12 protein-coding genes are annotated in these 17,269 nt (G+C 71.9%); 8 read left to right on the forward strand and 4 right to left on the reverse strand.

Going from position 1 to position 17,269, the window contains the following annotated elements; genetic code table 11:
• Window positions 1-85 precede the first annotated feature (85 nt).
• From ACIOJE_RS19010 to ACIOJE_RS19030, 5 genes are all read left to right on the forward strand, one after another.
• Window positions 86-2,833, forward strand: coding sequence for an AAA family ATPase (locus tag ACIOJE_RS19010; protein ID WP_400777386.1), 2,748 nt, complete (start codon window positions 86-88; stop codon window positions 2,831-2,833).
• Window positions 2,834-2,990: 157 nt separating this feature from the next.
• The gene (locus ACIOJE_RS19015; RefSeq protein WP_400777388.1) at window positions 2,991-4,271 is read left to right on the forward strand and encodes an extracellular solute-binding protein; all 1,281 of its coding nucleotides are present in this window, start codon (window positions 2,991-2,993) and stop codon (window positions 4,269-4,271) included.
• Window positions 4,243-5,196: a carbohydrate ABC transporter permease gene (locus tag ACIOJE_RS19020; RefSeq protein WP_400777390.1), complete on the forward strand. Its 954-nt coding sequence runs from the start codon at window positions 4,243-4,245 to the stop codon at window positions 5,194-5,196. The genes ACIOJE_RS19015 and ACIOJE_RS19020 overlap by 29 nt, the downstream gene beginning before the upstream one ends.
• 11 nt (window positions 5,197-5,207) lie before the next feature.
• Window positions 5,208-6,023 (forward strand): carbohydrate ABC transporter permease, encoded by an 816-nt coding sequence (locus ACIOJE_RS19025; RefSeq protein WP_400777391.1) that lies wholly within the window; start codon window positions 5,208-5,210, stop codon window positions 6,021-6,023.
• 95 nt (window positions 6,024-6,118) lie between these two features.
• The gene (locus ACIOJE_RS19030; protein WP_400777392.1) at window positions 6,119-7,084 is read left to right on the forward strand and encodes a helix-turn-helix domain-containing protein; all 966 of its coding nucleotides are present in this window, start codon (window positions 6,119-6,121) and stop codon (window positions 7,082-7,084) included.
• Between the two features lie 4 nt (window positions 7,085-7,088).
• On the opposite strand, the gene ACIOJE_RS19035 is transcribed toward ACIOJE_RS19030, so the two are convergent.
• From ACIOJE_RS19035 to ACIOJE_RS19045, 3 genes are all read right to left on the reverse strand, one after another.
• Entirely contained in the window at window positions 7,089-8,084 is a 996-nt protein-coding gene (locus ACIOJE_RS19035; RefSeq protein ID WP_400777394.1) for an alpha/beta hydrolase, read from the reverse strand.
• 84 nt (window positions 8,085-8,168) lie between these two features.
• Window positions 8,169-9,224 (reverse strand): helix-turn-helix domain-containing protein, encoded by a 1,056-nt coding sequence (locus ACIOJE_RS19040; RefSeq protein WP_400777396.1) that lies wholly within the window; start codon window positions 9,222-9,224, stop codon window positions 8,169-8,171.
• A 175-nt stretch (window positions 9,225-9,399) separates the two neighbouring features.
• Window positions 9,400-12,144, reverse strand: coding sequence for an ATP-binding protein (locus ACIOJE_RS19045; RefSeq protein ID WP_400777397.1), 2,745 nt, complete (start codon window positions 12,142-12,144; stop codon window positions 9,400-9,402).
• Window positions 12,145-12,543: 399 nt separating this feature from the next.
• Here ACIOJE_RS19045 and ACIOJE_RS19050 point away from each other — a divergent pair, with 399 nt between their 5' ends.
• From ACIOJE_RS19050 to ACIOJE_RS19060, 3 genes are read left to right on the forward strand one after another with little or no spacing between them, the layout of a single operon-like run.
• Complete coding sequence (locus tag ACIOJE_RS19050; protein ID WP_400777399.1) at window positions 12,544-14,820, forward strand: xanthine dehydrogenase family protein molybdopterin-binding subunit; 2,277 nt, start codon at window positions 12,544-12,546, stop codon at window positions 14,818-14,820.
• Window positions 14,817-15,749: an FAD binding domain-containing protein gene (locus ACIOJE_RS19055; protein ID WP_400777400.1), complete on the forward strand. Its 933-nt coding sequence runs from the start codon at window positions 14,817-14,819 to the stop codon at window positions 15,747-15,749. The genes ACIOJE_RS19050 and ACIOJE_RS19055 overlap by 4 nt, the downstream gene beginning before the upstream one ends.
• A complete protein-coding gene (locus tag ACIOJE_RS19060; RefSeq protein ID WP_280682364.1) occupies window positions 15,746-16,243 on the forward strand; it encodes a (2Fe-2S)-binding protein in 498 nt (165 codons plus the stop codon). The genes ACIOJE_RS19055 and ACIOJE_RS19060 overlap by 4 nt, the downstream gene beginning before the upstream one ends.
• A 230-nt stretch (window positions 16,244-16,473) precedes the next feature.
• On the opposite strand, the gene ACIOJE_RS19065 is transcribed toward ACIOJE_RS19060, so the two are convergent.
• The gene (locus ACIOJE_RS19065; RefSeq protein ID WP_400777402.1) at window positions 16,474-17,244 is read right to left on the reverse strand and encodes a pirin family protein; all 771 of its coding nucleotides are present in this window, start codon (window positions 17,242-17,244) and stop codon (window positions 16,474-16,476) included.
• Between the last annotated feature and the right edge of the window lie 25 nt (window positions 17,245-17,269).

Genomic DNA, 17,269 nt, shown 5'->3' on the forward strand with positions numbered 1-17,269 from the left:
CAGCCGACGTCGAAGGGCGGAGCCACCAGCCGGAGTGGGCTGAGCCCGGCTTCAACCGGTGAGTGCGGGCAGGAAGGGCGCGTGAGTGGCGGGGTCGGGCGGATCGCTGTCCCGTCGTGGTCTGCGTGGCCGGGAGGTGGAGCTCGAACAGCTGCAGGCGCTGATCGCCTCGGTGGCCTGCACCGGAAGCGGGGGATTGGCCCTGATCCGGGGGGAGGCGGGAATCGGCAAGACCACGCTGCTCGCCGAGGCCGTCACCAGGGCCAGGGCAGCGGGATTCTCGGTCGGGCTCGGCAAGGCCGACGAGCTGCATCACATCGTGCCGCTCTCGTCGCTGGCGGCCTGCGTCCTGCACGGCGATCAACCGCTGCTCTCCGGTGATGCCTTCGCCGATCTCGCGCGCAATCACGATCAGCGGATCTGGCTGGTGGAGCGCATAGCGGAGGCGATCGAAGCCAGAGCCGGCAGCGCGCCGGTGTTGATCGCCCTGGACGACGTGCAGTGGGCCGACCCGCTCAGCCGGTTCGCCCTGAAGCAGCTTCCGACCCGCCTGTGGACCTCGCCGGTGCTGTGGATCCTGGCCGGGCGGCCGGAGTCCGCCGGTCCGGCGGCGGAGGTCGTCGCGGCCGCGAAGGGCACGATCCCGACGGTCACCGTGCCCTTGGGGCCGCTGTCCGGCGCCGCCGTCGGCCAACTGGCCGGCGACACCCTGGGCGCAGCCGTCGACGAGCGGGTGCGGGACCTGCTCGACGGCGCCGGCGGGAATCCGTTCCTGGCGGTCGAGATGCTCGCGGGACTGCGGACCGGCGAGGGCTCGGGTGAACCCGTACCCCCAGGGCTCGTGGTGGGTGTACGCGGCAGACTCGGGTCCCTGCAGCCCGGCACACTGCGCTTGCTTCAGATGGGAGCGGTGCTGGGACGCCGGTTCGGCTTCCATGACGCCACCGCGCTCTGCGGCCAGCCGTCCACCAGCTTGATCACGGCACTTGAGGAGGCGGTGCGCGCCGGACTCCTGGACGACAACGGCGATCATCTGGTCTTCCGGCACGACCTGCTGCGCCAGGCGGTCTACGCCGACATCCCGCCGTCAGCCCGGACGGCACTGCACCGAGCGGCCGCCAACCACCTTGTCTCCGCGGGCCGGCGGCCGATCGACGCGGTGCCGCACATCCTCAGGGGCGCCCGGCCCGGGGACGAGGAAGCCGTTGTGCTGCTGCAGCGAGCCGCTGACGACGTGCTGCCGGTCGCGCCGGGCCTCGCGGCCGACCTGATGGTGCACGCCCTGGAACTGGTGCCGTCAGCACGGCCGTTGGGGTTCGTCGTGGGTGAGCAGGCGATCGTCTGCCTGACCCGGGCCGGCCGGAACCGAGAGGCGCTGTCGACCGGTGACCGGTTGCTGGACCGCCGACCGCCATTGGCGACGTTCGGCCGGTTGCAGGCTGCCCTGGGCGGGACGCTGTGGAACATGGATCTCGCCGGTGAGTTGCGCCGCCGGGCCGAAGCGGCCCTCGCCATCGGGGGCGCAGCCCCGGAGATCGGAGCGAGGCTGGGGGCCCTGCGTGCGCTGGCGCTGTCCCGCGAGGAGGATCTCGTCGTGGCGCGGGAGGCCGGTGAGGCCGCGCTGCGTGCCGCCACCGCGAGCGGTGACCGGGAGGCGCACGTCCTCGCCCTGTGCGGGCTCGGCGAGATCGCGCTCAACGCGGGTGACAACGCCGTCGCGCTGGAGCAGTTCGCCGCGCTCAGTGCCGTCGATTCCGCTTTCCTGCCCGAGGAGATCGTCGCGCACCAGCACGTGGACGACTTCGAGTCCAGCGAACGACTGCTGCTGCGGGCAGCGGATCGTGACGGGTCGTCGCGTCAGGCCATGCTGCTGTGGGGACAGGGACAGCACCATCTGGCGCTCGGCAAGCTCGCCGACGCCGACGCCGACTTCGTGACGATGGAGCGCCTGGAGGACGACGTCCAGGTACCCGTCCAGCAGGTGAACTCCCGTGTGATCCGCTCTCGGATCGCCCTGCTGCGCGGTGATCCGGAAGCGGCGCGGCAGCACCTGGCCGCGGCGCAGGAGAGGCTGGCGGCCAAACCGAACCCGGGCAACACGGCTGCAGTGCGCTTCCTGGAGGCGGTCCACGCCGAGGCCGAGGGGGACGTCGGGCTTGCCCTCGACAGGATTCGGCAGGTGCAGCAGGTGGGTTTCTTCATGCGCTGGCGGCTGTTGCGCAACTGGATCGATTCCGCGATACGCGTGGCCGTGCGTGGCGCGGACCGCGAACTCGCCGAGGACCTGGCCGCGCAGGCCCGGGCCTACGCCGAACGGAACCCGGCCGTGCCCACCGCCACGGGCATCGCGGCGCAGGCCGCCGGGCTCGTGAAGAACGATCTCGCCATGCTGGAGCGCGCCGTCACACTGCTCAGGGCGAGTCCTCGCCCGCTGGTCCGGGCCGCCGCCCAGGCCGATCTCGGACGGGCACTCCTGGCCGCGGGCCGGAAGCCCCAGGCGGTGGCCGCCCTGACGCATGCTCATGGCGGGTTCGCCGCGGCGGGCGCCCACGCCGCAGCGGAACATGTGCGGCGCGAGCTGGCCGGCGCCAGGGCCCGACGCTACCGAGCAGCGACCGTGCAGCGCCCCGTCCAGGGCTGGGAGGCCCTCACGGCCTCGGAGAAGAAGGTCGCGCGCCTCATCGCCGGGGGCTGTACCAACCGGTCGGCGGCCGACCTGCTCGTCGTCTCCCCGCACACGGTCAACACCCACCTGACTTCCGTCTTCCGCAAGCTGTCGATCAACTCCCGGGTCCAGCTCGCCAACCTGGTCATGGCCCTGCCCGACGACTGAGCGGACCTGTCGGTACGTCCGGCGCCCCCGGACGTCCGGCCTCTACCCGCAGGCCTACGCTGATCGGGTCGCCCCGGGGATCTTGGATCCCCGCTTCACCTCCACCGACACTTCCACCGACACTCCCGCCACCACGACACTCGGAAAGGGCGCCACCATGACCTCACCAGCCAGACCACCGGCGCGGCGGATCGCCGCCCGCTGGGGGACCGGAATCGTCGCCCTGGGCCTGGCTGTCACCGGGTGCGGTGGCCCAACCGGTGGCCCAACCGGTGGCGCGGCCGGCGCCGGGTCCGCGAACGGCAGGGTCACCTCCATCACCGCACTCGACTACTACACCGACGGACCCGAGCACACCCAGTGGGGCGAGTTGCTCACCACCTGCGGCAAGAGCGTCGGCGTCACGGTCGAGCAGACCAGCGTTCCCGGGCCGTCGCTCCTCCCGAAGGTCCTTCAGCAGGCGTCGTCGCGGACCCTGCCCGATCTGTTGATGCTGGACAACCCCGACCTGCAGCAGATCGCCCAGACCGGCGCGTTGACCCCGCTGGAGCAGTACGGCATCGACTCCAGCGGCTTCGCCCAGGGCATCCTGTCGGCGAGCACCTATGAGGGGAAGCTGTACGGACTGGCCCCCAACGTCAACACGATCGCCCTCTTCTACAACAAGGACATGCTCTCCGAGGCCGGTGTCGCCGTCCCGAGGACCTGGGACGAGCTGAAGGCGGCGGCGGTCGGGCTGACCCGCCCGGGGCGCTACGGCATGGCGGTCGACGCGAACGCCACCTTCGAGGGCGCCTGGCAGTTCCTGCCGTTCCTGTGGTCCGCCGGCGGGGACGAGAAGCAGCTGGCCACCCCGCAGGCCGCGCAGGCACTCCGGCTCTGGGTCGATCTGGTGAGGAGCGGATCCATGTCGAGGTCGGTGCTGAACTGGAATCAGTCCGACCTCAGGGATCAGTTCGTCGCGGGCCGGACCGCCATGATGATCAACGGTCCCTGGCAGATCTCCGCCCTGAACGCGGCGACGGGCCTGCACTGGGGCGTGGCCACCATCCCGGTCCCGCAGGCGGGGCAGACCGCTGTGACACCGCTCGGCGGTGAGGTGTGGACGGTCCCGCAGAACGCCTCCAGGGCCCGGCAGCAGAAGGCGGCCCAGGTCCTCGCCTGCCTGAACGACTCCACGAACATGCTCGCCCTGGCCAAAGAGCGTTACACCGTTCCCTCCCGCTCCGCGGTGGCCGCCCAGTACGCCGAGCAGGTCCCGTCGATGGCCGCCTTCGTGGCGAGCGTCGAAGCGGCCCGAGCCCGGACCGGCGAACTCGGCGTCAAGTGGCCCAAAGCGGCGACCGGGATATACACCGCGATCCAGTCCGCGCTGACGGGCGAGCAGACGCCGGAGGAAGCACTCAAGCATGCGCAGCAGACCGCGACCAGCCCCTGACGTGACACGGCCCGACAGCGCTCGACGGGGCGTCGCCCGGGCACGCTGCCGGGAGCGGCTCGCCCAGTGGATGTTCATCGTGCCCGCGGCGGCATACCTGCTGCTGTTCTTCGGCTACCCGATCGTCAAGAACATCGTGATGAGCTTCCAGCAGTACTCGATCACGACGTTCTACACCGGTGCCGCACCGTTCGTGGGGCTGCGGAACTACTCGGAGATCCTCTCGTCGGACCTGTTCTCCGAGGCCCTGCTGACCACGGTCCTGTTCACCGCCGGTTCGATATTCGGGCAGTTCGTGCTCGGCCTGGCCTTCGCCCTGTTCTTCCAGCGCAGCTTTCCGCTCGGCCGCGTTCTGCGGTCGCTCCTGCTGCTGCCCTGGCTGCTGCCGCTGGTCGCCTCCGGAACGACGTGGCGCTGGATGCTCGACGCCGACTCAGGGGTCGTCAACGGCGCGCTGCGCGGCCTCCACCTCCTGCCGTCCGGCGTCCCGTGGCTCACCGGCACCTCGCAGGCACTCGTGTCGGTGACCCTCATCAACGTCTGGGTCGGAATCCCGTTCAACACCACGATCCTGTACGGCGGTCTGCAGGACGTCCCGACGCATCTGTACGAGGCGGCGAAGCTGGACGGCGCAGGCCCGGTGACGACGTTCCGCCATGTCACCTGGCCACTGCTGCGACCCGTGGTAAGCGTGGTGCTGGTGCTGGACGTGGTCTACACGGTCAAGGTGCTGGACATCATCCTCACGGTGACAGGCGGAGGACCGGCCAACGCCACGGAGACCATCGCCACCCTGTCCTACGAACTGTCCTTTCGGCAGTTCGAATTCGGGCGCGGTGCCGCGATGAGCACCGTACTCGTCGTCGTCTCGCTCGTCTTCGCCCTCGTCTACCTGCGCGCCAACCGTCGCGCCCAGAGCGGCTGAGAGGCGATCCCGTGAAGCGCGCGCCCAACCGCGGCTGGCCATCCACGATCGTCGGGATCATCCTGCTCGCGCTGATGCTCCTTCCGGTCTACTGGATGGTGAACGCCTCCCTCCAGCCGACGGGCAACACACTGGGGGGAGGCTGGTTCCCCGCCCATCCGGACTTCAGCGGTTACGCCACCGCACTGCGCGATCAGGGGCGCAACTTCGTCACCAGCCTCGTCGTCGCCCTCGGGAGCGTCACGCTCAGCCTCGGGCTCGCCGCCCCAGCGGCCTACGCGCTGGCCCGGTTCCCCATCCGAGGAACCAGGCTCGTGCTTCTCGGCATCCTGATGACCCAGATGGTGCCGAGCATCGTCGTCGCCAACGCGCTCTACAGCGCCTACGACGACCTGGGACTCCTGAACTCCTACCTCGGGCTGATCCTCGCCGACTCCACCGCAGGGGTGCCCTTCGCGATCATCATCATGCGTTCGTTCATGCAGAGCATTCCCCGGGAGATCATCGAGGCCGCGCGAGTGGACGGCGCCGGGAGACTGCGCGTCTTCCGAGCCGTGGTGCTCCCGATGAGCGCGAACGCATTGATCACGGCCGCCCTCTTCACCTTCCTCTTCGCCTGGAGCGACCTCCTGTTCGCCCTCACACTGACCACCACGGAGACCGTACGGCCGGTCACCGTGGGCATCTTCCAGTACATCGGCGCTCAGACCGACCAGTGGAACGCCGTCATGGCCACCGCCGTTCTGGCATCCGCCCCGGCGGCCGTGCTGCTCGTCGTGGCTCAGCGCTATGTCGCCGCCGGCGCCACCAGCGGGTCCCTCAAGTGAGGGCCGCACCTCTGATCTAGCGGATTCACGCGATGTGCCGACCCGGCCCCGCTGGCACGGTGTTCCGAAGACACACCTGCTCAGGGGGAGTTCCCATGACTGTCGTACTGACCACAGACTGTGCGCCGGACGACGACAAGCTCGACTACTGGAACAAGGCCCTCACCCGCACGCTCGTCCCGCAGGCGGTCACCCCCCGCGTCAGGGCGCCGTTCTCGGGCCGGATCACCTCGCACCGTCTGGGCTACCTCCAGGTCTCCACCATCGAGGCGGACCCGCAGCGCATGAGCCGCACACACCGGCACATCGCCCAGTCCGACGGGGCGTTCGTGTCCGTTGGACTGCAGAGCTCCGGGCGCGGCGCGCTGGCCCAGGACGGGCGCACCGCCCAGCTGGCGCCGGGAGGGCTCGTGGTCTACGACACTGCCCGTCCCTATACCCTCGACCAGCCCGAGGCCTTCCGCCTGCACGTCTTCCAACTGCCCCGCCGTGTCCTGGCCATGCCCGAGGCGGATATCCACCGCGTCAGCGCGACGGCACTTCCCCTGGACACGGGCGTGGCGGGCGTGCTCACGCCCTTCCTGACCGCGCTGGCCACCACCGCTGGGCAGTGCGGCCCCCGCGTGGGCGAACAACTGGCGGGTACCGTCGGCGGCCTGGTGGCTGCCCTGATCAGCGAGCAGGCCGCAGGGAGCGAGCCGGCGGACCGGGGGAGTGCCGGTTGCGGCATGGCACTGCGCGTGCGCGGCTACGTCAACGATCACCTGTCGGATCGCGACCTCTCCCCCCGGACGATCGCCGCGTACCACCACATCTCTGTCCGCTACCTGCACAGGCTCTTCGAGGGTGAGGGGACCACGATCAGCCGGTGGATCCAGCAGCGCCGGCTGGAGGAGTGCAGCCGCGAGCTCGCGCGCCGCGGGCGGGTCAGCCCGACCGTGTCCGCGGTCGCTCAACGCTGGGGCTTCGTCAACGTCGGCCACTTCAGCCGCGCCTTCCGCGCGGCGTACGGCATGTCGCCACGGGAATGGCGTAGTGCGACACTCACCGGGCTCACGTAGTCCCTCACCCCAGGCGGCTGTGCAGGGCGATGTGGACGGTGTCCACGGCCTGGATGAACGCGGCCCGGGCGGTGCCGGTGTGACAGGCGGCGTCGAGGAGGAGGAAGCCGTGCACGACGCCCTGGTAGCGGGTGGCCACCACCGGGACACCGGCCGTGCGGAGCCTGGCCGCGTACGCTTCGCCCTCGTCCCGTAGGACGTCGGCCTCGGCGGTGAGCACCAGCGCCGGGGGGAGCCCGGCGAGTTGTTCCAGGGTGGCACGCAGGGGCGCCGCGGTGGCCTCCCGTCGGCGGGGCAGGTCGGGCAGGTAGGCATCCCAGAACCGGCGCATGTCGTCGCGGCGCAGCAGGTACCCGTCGGCGAACTGGCGGTAGGAAGGGGTGTCGAAGTCGGCGTCGGTCACCGGACACACCAGCACCTGGTGCACCAGCCGCACGCCGCCCCGCTGCCGGGCGAGCACGGTCAGCGCCGCGACGAGGTTGGCGCCCGCCGAGTCGCCCACGGCGGCGATCCGGCGCCCGTCGAGCCCGATCTCGCGGCCGTGGGCGTGGATCCACTCGGCGACGGCGTAGCACTGCTCGACGGCCACCGGGTAGCGGGTCAGGGGTGCCCGGGCGTAGTCGACGAACACCACGGCGGCGTCGGCCCCCACGGCGAACTCGCGCAGCAGGTGGCCGTAGCCGGCGGCGTCCCCCAGTGCCCAGCCGACGCCGTGCAGGAACAGCACCACCGGGGTCGGTTCGGCTGCGCCCACCGGCCTGACCACCTGGACCCGTACGGGCCCGGTCGGTCCGCCGGGCAGCACGAACCATTCGGCGGTCGTGTCCGGCGGGTCGTCCGGGCCGTCATCCAGGGGAAGGGCGGCGGGGTCCGGGATCTCCTCGCAGAGCCCGCCCGTTTCGGCTGCCGCGGCGGGCCGGTGGGCGCGGGCATCCAGTAGATCCTGGAGCGCGCTCTCGAGCACCGGGGGCCGCGGGTGGGAAGGGGCGGTATCGGACACTCAGGTCTCCTGGCGTAGCGGCCGGTCGGGTCGGACGGCACGGAGGGGTGATCGTCCGCCGTGTGGGGCCGAGCACTCCGCACGCTAGTCACCGATCGCTCGGCCGTGCTGCCGAGGGGGCATCGGCACTTGCTCCACCGCGCACTGTTGTCGTTCTGCAGGTACCGCACGGCTCGGCGCGCTGTCGGTCGCTTCGGCGGTACGGGACGCGCGCCACTCGCGCGGGGACACCCCGTAGGCGGCGCGGAAGGCCCGGCTGAAGTGCGCCGGGTTGACGAACCCCCACCGCTGGGCGACCGCCGAGACCGTCGGTGCGGTACGGCCGCGCCGGGCCAACTCCTGGGCGCACGCCTCCAGTCGGCACTGCTGGACGAGCCGGCCCACCGTGACCCCTTCGCCTTCGAAGAGCCGGTGCAGGTAGCGCACCGAGATGTGGTGCGCCTGGGCGATGGTCTCCGGCGACAGCTCCGGATCGCCCAGGTGGCGGTTGATGTGCTCCCGTACCCGCTGGACGAGATGGCCGCCCGACGTGCGGGAGTCGGTGGCCGTCGACTCGGTGAGCTGGCCGACGAGCATGATGAGCAGATCGGCGACACTGCCGGCCAACCGGTCGCCCACGGAGGCGGGGTAGGAGTGCGCGGAGGCCGCCAGTGTGTCGAGGAAGGGGAGTAGGACGGCCCCGAACCCCTCGGTGGAGGTGATGGCCGTCCCCGCCGCCTGCCGGATGTCGCACTCCGGCACCCCCAGCAGCCTGCGCGGCACCTGGAAGACGTGGGAGCGGAAGTGCTCCGGGTAGTCGAAGGAGTACGGCCGCGCGGTGTCGTACAGCACGAGGCCGCCCTCCGCCACCTCCGCCCGGCGCCCGTCCTGCCGCAACACGGCGCGGCCGGACGCCTGTACACCCACCCCCACCTGCGGTTCCGCCTGCGGGGACCGGGCGATCAGGCCGGCCGTGCGCGACACCCGCGTCGCGTCCGCCTCCATCGTGGACACCCGCAGGTATCCGAGCCGGTGCGACACCAGGCGGCCCTCGAACGGCCGGTCGGCCAGTGGCACCACCTCCACCGGCACCAGCGTCCGCGACACCGCCTCTCCCCAGAACGACGCCTTCTTCTCCTTCGGGACGGAAGCGGTCGTCACCAGCAAGCTCACCTGACTGCCCCTTTCGGCCGATGCCCTGCGCAGTCAGCCTGGTCCGCGGGTCGGCAGCCGCTCTAGGTCATTTGACTGCCGGTCTGCGGAGCGGGGACAGTCGTGCGCTCTCGGAACAGACGGAGTGCACGGGCAGTACAGGAAGCGGCGGAACCTCCGGGTCTCAGTGAGAGTCGAGGGCGTGAGCGAGTGCGGCCCGCGAGGTGATGCCGAGCTTGGGAAAGATCTTGTAGAGGTGCGCCGCGACGGTCCGGGGCGACAGGCGGAGTGCCTGGCCGATCTCCTTGTTGCTCAGGCCGGTCGCGGCGAGCCGGGCGATGCGCAGCTCCTGGCCGGTCAGCTCTGCGGCCGAGGCGGCCGAGGCGGCCGAGGCGACCGAGGTGCTCGGCGCCGGTGCCACCAGGTCACCCGCGGCCTGCAGTTCCTCCTCGCAGCGCCGCGCCCAGGGGTCGGCCTGGAGGCTGCGGAAGACGTGGTGTGCCGCACGCAGGAGGTCCCGGGCCTCGGCGCGCCGGCAGCGGCGGAGCCACGAGCCGTGGGCCAGCCGCAGGCGGGCGAGCTCGAAGACCCACTGCTCGGCCCCCGGCACGGTGTACGCCGCGCGGTAGGCGGCGTCGGCCTCGTCGTCGTCCGCGGCCAGCGCGGCGGCTGCGGCCAGCAGGAAGGCGTGCCGACCGGACAGCTGCGCGGACCGCTCGGCCTGCGCGGCGGCGAGGTGCGCACGTGCCTCGCGGCGTCGACCCGTGTGCACGGCGGAGTCCACGAGGTCGAAGACCAGGGTGTGGAACCAGGGCAGGCACCCGGGCGGCCGTCCGGGCGCGGTGAGCTCGGCGAAGTGCGCGTACGCCTGCTCATGGCGTCCGTGGGCCAGGGCGGCCAGGCCCCGCAGATGGGCCAGCCGGTCCAGCACGAACCGCAGGCCGGCGCGCGCGGCGGCCGGTTTGATGAGCTGCTCGATCTCCTGGAACCCCGCCTCGTCGCCCCGGCCGGCGAGGAAGTGGGCGTAGTAGTGGCGGAACATCAGCGCGTTGCAGTGGTAGCCGAGTTCCTCGGCCGCCTCGGCCTCGCGCAGGCAGACGGGTGCCAGATCCCAACGGCCGCGCAGGAAGTCCTGGTAGCACTTGGCCTTCGCCACCGAGCCCTGGGTGGCGTAGCCGTGCAGCCCGGTGAAGCGCCGCCACAGGTCGCGGTCGGCACTGTCGACCGCTGAGGCGGTCCACAGCAGGAGCCAGGCTGCTCCGGCCTCCTGCTCCTCGTTCATCCGGTCGACCACGGTGCGCAGTTCCTCGGCCAGGCCCGGGGACGGATCGGTCCAGGCCCGGTGGCAGAGACGGCCCGGTTCGGAGGCGTTCTCCCGGTGCCGGGCCAGCGCGTCCCAGGCTCGGGGATCGTCGGTGTAGGTGGCGGCGAGCAGCAGCTTGAAGTAGACCTGCTCGGCCAGTCCGCCGAAGGGCTCGGCGCCGGGTGCCGTCAGGGCGTCGAGGGCCGCGGGCAACAGAACGGAGGAGGACTCGAAGTCGATCCGGTGGCTCTGGTCGACGTACACCACCGCGTACGCGAACAGCGGGGCGATGTCCAGCGGCACCGGGGCGCGCTTCAACTCCTCCACCAGGGCGGCAGTGTGGCGCAGTTGCCCGCCGCGGGCCGCCATCACGGCCGCCCAGGTGAGCCGGCGGGCCCGCTCGGCGGGGTCGGCGCTGAGCACGGCGGCCCGGTCGAGCAGCAGCGCCCCTTCCGCGTCGCCGCCGCGCCGGGCGAGCCGGCTGCCGGCCTCCTGCAGGCGGCCGGCGAGGGCGTCGTCCGGGAGCAGTGCCGCCGATGCCTCGTGGACCAGACGCCGGGGGTCGTCCGGTGCGAGGAACCCGGCGAGGATGCGGTGGGCCTCGCGCCGAGCGGACTCCGATGCGGTCGAGATCACGGCCGTTCGGACCAGCGGGTGGTGGAAGACCAGCCGTCCGGCCGGTTCGAGCCGGGCGAGGCCGCTGGCCTCGATCCGTTCCAGGGCCCCCTCCGTGTCACCGCCCGCCGCGTCGTACAGCCACGCCGCGCCTCCACCGTCCGTGCCCGTGGCGAGCGCCGCCAGCAGGAGAACGCGGTCGGCCGCAGGAGTCAGCGATGCCAGCCGCTCGGCGAACATGCGCTCCAACCGCCGCCCCAGGGGCAGGCGATCAGGCAGCGGGGCGACACCCCGCTGCTGCTCGCCGCGCAGTTGCCGTGGCAGCTCGACGAGCGCCAGCGGGTTGCCCGCCGCCTCATCGAGGAGCCGGTCGGTTGCCGTGGCGGCCAGCTCCGGGTAGCGCCGCCGCAGCAGCGAGGCCGCGTCCGGGCGGGACAGCGCCCCTACCTCGACGGGCTCCGTCGGCCAGGCCTCGGCCGCGGCACCGTCCGGGCGGCTCGCGCCGACGATCACCAGCGGCAGCTCCGCGCAGCGCCGCCGGAGGAAGGCGAACACGGTGGCGCTCGACGAGTCGATCCAGTGCAGGTCGTCGAGGACGAGCAGCAGCGGGCTGCTTCGCGCTGCCTCGTCGAGCAGTGCCAGCGCGGCCGCCCCGACGGCGAAGCCGCTCGGCGGGGTTCCCGCGCGGCCGCCGAAGGCGCTCTCCAGCGCGTCCCGCTGGTGGGACGACAGAGCATGGGAGCGCTGCAGCAGCGGCCAGGTGGCCTGGTGCAGGGCGCCGAAGGCGAACTCCGTCTCCGCTTCGACGCCGGCCACCCGCAGTACGGCGAAGCCGAGCTCGTGCGCCCGGTGTCCGGTCCACTCCAGCAGCGCGGTCTTGCCGATACCGGCCTCGCCGCGCAGCAGGACGGCCGAGCCGCCACCGTCCACGGCCCGCTCCAGAGCCGCCTCCAGCAGATCCGTCTCCTGCTGCCGCCCGACCAGAGCCGGGCCGTGCGTGTCCCGTCGCATCCTCGTCCCCCGGGTAAGTCAACCTCCCGGAGGCGGTCCGCACTCGCTCTCTCCGGGCGCTGTCACACGGTGCTCGTCGGAGCTCGTTCGTCCAGCAAACGCCCGGCAGCGGGCGCCCTGAAGGTTATCTCCCCGCAGAGTCCGCTGCCACCGCGCCGACTGACAGGCCACCGAGCCGACCGACTGACGGGCCGCAACAGCTGGACGGAAGCCGGGCTGTAGTCGGACCGCGGAGCCCTGGCGGCGCCCTGACGGGGAAGCAGCCGCCTGCCGCGCAGTGCACAGAGCCTGTCCTAGGGCGCACGGGCCGGGACGTCGCGGGTTGCCTGCCACGGGCGACGCCTACGCTCGTGAACGGTCACTCCCCGCAGTAATGACGAGGCGCAGAGGTGTGTGTTCGTGGAGCAATGGACCAGGCGCGAGGACAGGCGGCTGCTGACCGGCCAAGGCCGCTATGTGGCCGATATCGCGGTGCCGGATTGTCTGGACGCGGTCTTCGTCAGAAGCAGGGTGGGCCACGGCGCGTTACGTGCGGTGGACTGCACCGCCGCCCGTGCGGTGCCCGGTGTGGTGGGGGCCTGGTCTGCCGCAGACCTGTCGGAGTTGCCCGCGGTGCCGTACACGTTGCTGGCCAGGCTGTCCACCGAGGAGTCGGTGGCCGGTCGGGAGTGGCCGGCACTGGTGAAGGACCGGGTGCGGTACGCGGGCGAGGCGGTGGCGGTGGTCCTGGGGGAGGACCGCTACCGGGCCGAGGACGGGGCGGCCGAGGTCTTCTGCCACGTCGATCCGCTGCCCGCGATGGTGACGCCGTCCGCTGCGGCGGACGATTCGGTGCGGCTGTTCGACGGGCTGAGCAACATCGCGTTCCGAGGCGAGGCCGGGAAGCCGGTCGAGGAGTCGGTGTGGCGGGAGGCGGCGGCCGTGGTGGAGGGCCGGTACCGCCAGCAACTGCTCATGCCCACGCCGATGGAGTGCCGCACGATCCTCGCCGTGCCCGAGGGGGACCGGCTGACGGTGTGGTCGGGGCACCAGATGCCGCATCGGCTGCGTCGTGAACTGGCGGCGTTGCTGGGGTGGTCGGTGGACCGGGTGCGGGTGGTGGTGCCGGACACCGGCGGGGCGTTCGGGTCGAAGAGCGCGACGTTCCCGGAGTTCGTCGTGGTCGCCTTCCTGGCGGTGAAGCTGGGCCGGCCTGTGCGGTGGATCGAGGACCGGTTGGAGTCCATGCTGGTCGCGACCCGGGGCCGGGGGCAGGACCAGCGGGTGCGGCTCGCCGCTGACGCCGATGGGCGGTTGCTCGGCTACGAGTTGACGATCGAGGCCGACGTGGGCGCCTATCCGCACCTCGGGGTGGGGCTGCCGATGCAGACCGCCTGGCTGGCGACGGGCCCGTACACCACTCCCCAGGCGTACGCGACCGTCCGCTCGGTACTGACCAACACGATGCTGACGTATCCCTATCGCGGTGCCGGCCGGCCGGAGGCGACGATCGCGCTGGAGCGGGCGATGGATGTGATGGCGAGTCGGCTGGGCCTGGATCCGGCGGAGCTGCGGCGGCGCAACTTCATCCCGCCCGAGAGCTTCCCGTACCGGACGCCCACCGGACGGTGCTACGACAGCGGGAACTACGCCGCCGCGCTGGACCTGGCGCTGGAGACCCTGGAGTACGACGGCTGGCGGGCTGAGCAGGCCCGCCGTCGCACGGATCCGGGCGCCCTGCCGTTGGGCATCGGCCTGTCCTGCTACGTGGAACGCTCCGGGGGTGAGGCGGGCGGGCTGCACGAGTTCGGCAGCGTCGAGGTCGGCGAGGACGGCACGGTCACCGCTCGGTGCGGGGCGGCGCCCAGCGGTCAGGGACACGAGACGGTCTTCGCCGCGCTGGTCGCCGGGACGCTGGGGGTGGCCGAGGAGCGGGTCCGGCTGGTCGAGGGGGACACCGACGAGCAGCCCGAGGGCCTCGGCTCGTTCGCCAGCCGTTCCGCGCAGGTGGTGGGCGCGCTGCTTCAGCATGTCTCACGGCGCCTGATCGACGAGGCCAGGGAGCGGGCAGCGCGACTGTGGGAGCTGCCGGTTGACGAAGTTCAGTGGTCCGGCGGCATCGTGCATGCCGCCGAGGACGGCTCGGCGGCCATCGGCGTGGCGGACCTGGTGAAGGTCACCGGGCCGTTGCGGGTGGAGGACCGGTTCGAGTCGGGGATGGCCTTTCCGTTCGGCTCCCACGCGGTGGTGGCCGAGGTCGATCCGGAGCTGGGCACCGTCCGGCTGCTGCGGGTGGTGACCGTGGACGACTGCGGAGTGGTGCTCAATCCCACGATCGTGCGCGGGCAGGCCTTCGGTTCGGCTGTGCAGGGCATCGGCCAGGCGCTGTACGAGGGAATGACCTACGACGACCAGGGCGTGCCGGTGCTGGCCTCGGGTCTGCTGGACTATCTGCTGCCGACGTTCACCGAGGTCCCGCCCATCGAGGTCAAGGACACCTGCACCCCGAGCCCGGCGACGCCGCTGGGCGCGAAGGGCGCGGGCGAGTCGGGGTGCATCGGCACCCCGGCCGCCATCGTCAACGCGGTGGCCGACGCGCTGCGGATCGCCGACCCCGACCTGTTGCAGATGCCGCTCACCCCGGATGTGGTCTGGCGAGCGGCCCGCGCTCCGAAGCATGAGGAGGAGGTCCGGTGAAGCCCGCCGCTTTCGACTATGTCGTGCCGCGCACGGTGCCCGAGGCCGTTGCGGCACTCGGTGACGCCGGGCGCAAGGCCCAGGTGCTCGCCGGCGGGCAGAGCCTGATTCTCGAAATGCACCTGCAGCGCATCCGCCCCGAGCTGGTGGTCGACATCAACCGCATCGCCGGGCTCGACCGGCTGAGCGTGGAAGGCGACACACTGCGGGTGGGCGCCCTGGTCCGGCACAGCGTCTTCGAGTCGGCGCAGTCCGCGCCGGGCCCGCTGGGCGCGCTGTTCGCGCGTGCCGTGGTCAACATCGCGCATCCGCCGATCCGCTCCCGCGGCACGATGGTGGGCAGCTTCGCCTGGGCGCACCCCGCCTCGGAGTGGTGCGCCATCGGCACCGCCCTGGACGCCGACATCGAGGTGCACGGCCTGGAGGGCAAGCGGGTGGTCGCGGCCCGCGACTACTTCCACGGTCCGTACCGGACCGCGCGCCGACCGCAGGAACTCATCACCGCCGTGCGGTTCCCGCTGCTCGGCGACGACACCGGGGTCGGCTTCATCGAGCATCGCCGCACGCACTTCTGCTTCGCCCAGGTGGCCGTCGCCGCGGCGTTGACCGTCCGGGACGGTGTGATCGGCGAGGCGCGGATCGGCCTGGTCAACTGCGCCGACCGGCCGCTGCGGGCCGGTGCCGCCGAGCGGGCGCTGATCGGCGTCGAGGTCGGCGCGCCCGTGGACGGCCACCGGCTGCCCGACGGCCATCCGTTCGCCCACGCGGGCCGGATCGCCGCGACGCAGGACGCCGCACCCCTGGCCGAGCCGTTCGCCGATGTCGAGTACAAGCGGCACGCCATCGCGGTCCTGGTCGGCAGGACACTGTGCCAGGCGGCGAACGACCAGCGGTCACGCCTCGCCCAGCCCAAGGGAGACCACAAGTGAAGATCACTCTCACGGTGAACGGCGAGGCGTATCCGCTCGACGTGGAGCCGCGCCGCATCCTCGCCGACGTGCTGCGGGAGGACTGCCGGCTCACCGGCACTCACCTGGGCTGCGAGCACGGGATCTGCGGGGCGTGCACGGTGCTGGTGGACGGCGAAGCCGTCCGGTCGTGCCTGATGTTCGCGGTGCAGTGCGACGGCAGTTCGGTGCGCACCGTGGAAGGGCTCGCCGGGCCCGACGGTGAGCCCCACCCGCTCCAGCGTGCGTTCTCCGCCGAACACGCCCTGCAGTGCGGCTTCTGCACCCCGGGATTCCTGATGGTGGCCGCCGGGGCGCTGGAGGCCGATCCCGCCATCGGCGACTCCCCGGAGCGCGTCGACGGCCTGGTCGGTTCCAACATCTGCCGGTGCACCGGCTACGAACCCATCCGCCGCGCGATCCTGCGGGCCGCGCGCGAGCAGACCGAAGGAGAGCGAGATGGCGGTAACCGGTGACATCCGCGCTTCGTCCACGGCGGCGGCTGCGCACCGTCCCTGATCGGCCGTTGGGAACACGGCGGGCGATCACGGGCGGACGTCCGCCGAGGGAGCAGCCGGACCCCGTCGGCTTCGCGCTGGCGGGCGGCATCGATGCCGCCACGCTCGAAGCCAACGGCCGCGCGTTCCTGGGGATCGGGTCCTGATGCGACAACTGGCGCCACCGACCCGTGCGCTGTCCTGGCGGGTCAGTGTGCGATGGTGGCGTGCATCTCCCAGACCAGGATCTCCGCCGGCTCGACGGCGGTGACCTGCTGCCCACCGATCGCGGTGAAGCGCACGGCGTCGCCGGCGGCCAGCGGGCCGACACCCTCCAGGGCGACCTTGCCACGGGGGATGAACAGGTGCACGAAGGGGGCGTCGGGCAGCTCGACGCTCTGGCCGGGGTGCAGGCGGGCCACGTGCAGCGCCGCGTGGCGGTTCCTGATGCGGATGGCGGACGCGCCGTCGTGCCTGTCCATCCCCGAGGCGACCGGGATCAGGCCGCCGGACAGCAGCTCGTTGTCGATTTCGAGCTGTTCGTAGCCCGGCGTGATGCCGCCCTCGTCGGGCAGGACCCACATCTGGACGAAGTGGACCGGGTCGGTGTGGGCGTCGGTGCCGCTCAGGCGCCAGGAGTCGTTCTTCTCCGAGTGCAGGATGCCGGTGCCGGCGCTCATGCGCTGGGCGAGTCCGGGGTAGATGACGCCGGAGTGGCCGGTGGAGTCCTGGTGGACCAGGGAGCCCTGCAGCACCCAGGTGACGATCTCCATGTCGCGGTGCGGGTGGGTCTCGAAGCCGCTGCCCGGCTTGACGATGTCGTCGTTGTTGACGAGCAGCAGTCCGTGGTGGGTGTTGGCAGGATCGTAGCGTCCGCCGAAGGAGAACGAGTGCTTGGAGTCCAGCCAGTCGATCTTCGTGGCGGAGCGCTCGCCGGCGCGGCGGACGTCGATCCGCGGGTGGTTCGCGGTGGTGTTCACCTTGTTCTCCTTCCGGGCGGTCCGG

It is taken from the genome of Kitasatospora sp. NPDC087861 (assembly GCF_044742585.1).
In the GTDB taxonomy this organism is placed as follows: Bacteria; Actinomycetota; Actinomycetes; order Streptomycetales; family Streptomycetaceae; genus Kitasatospora.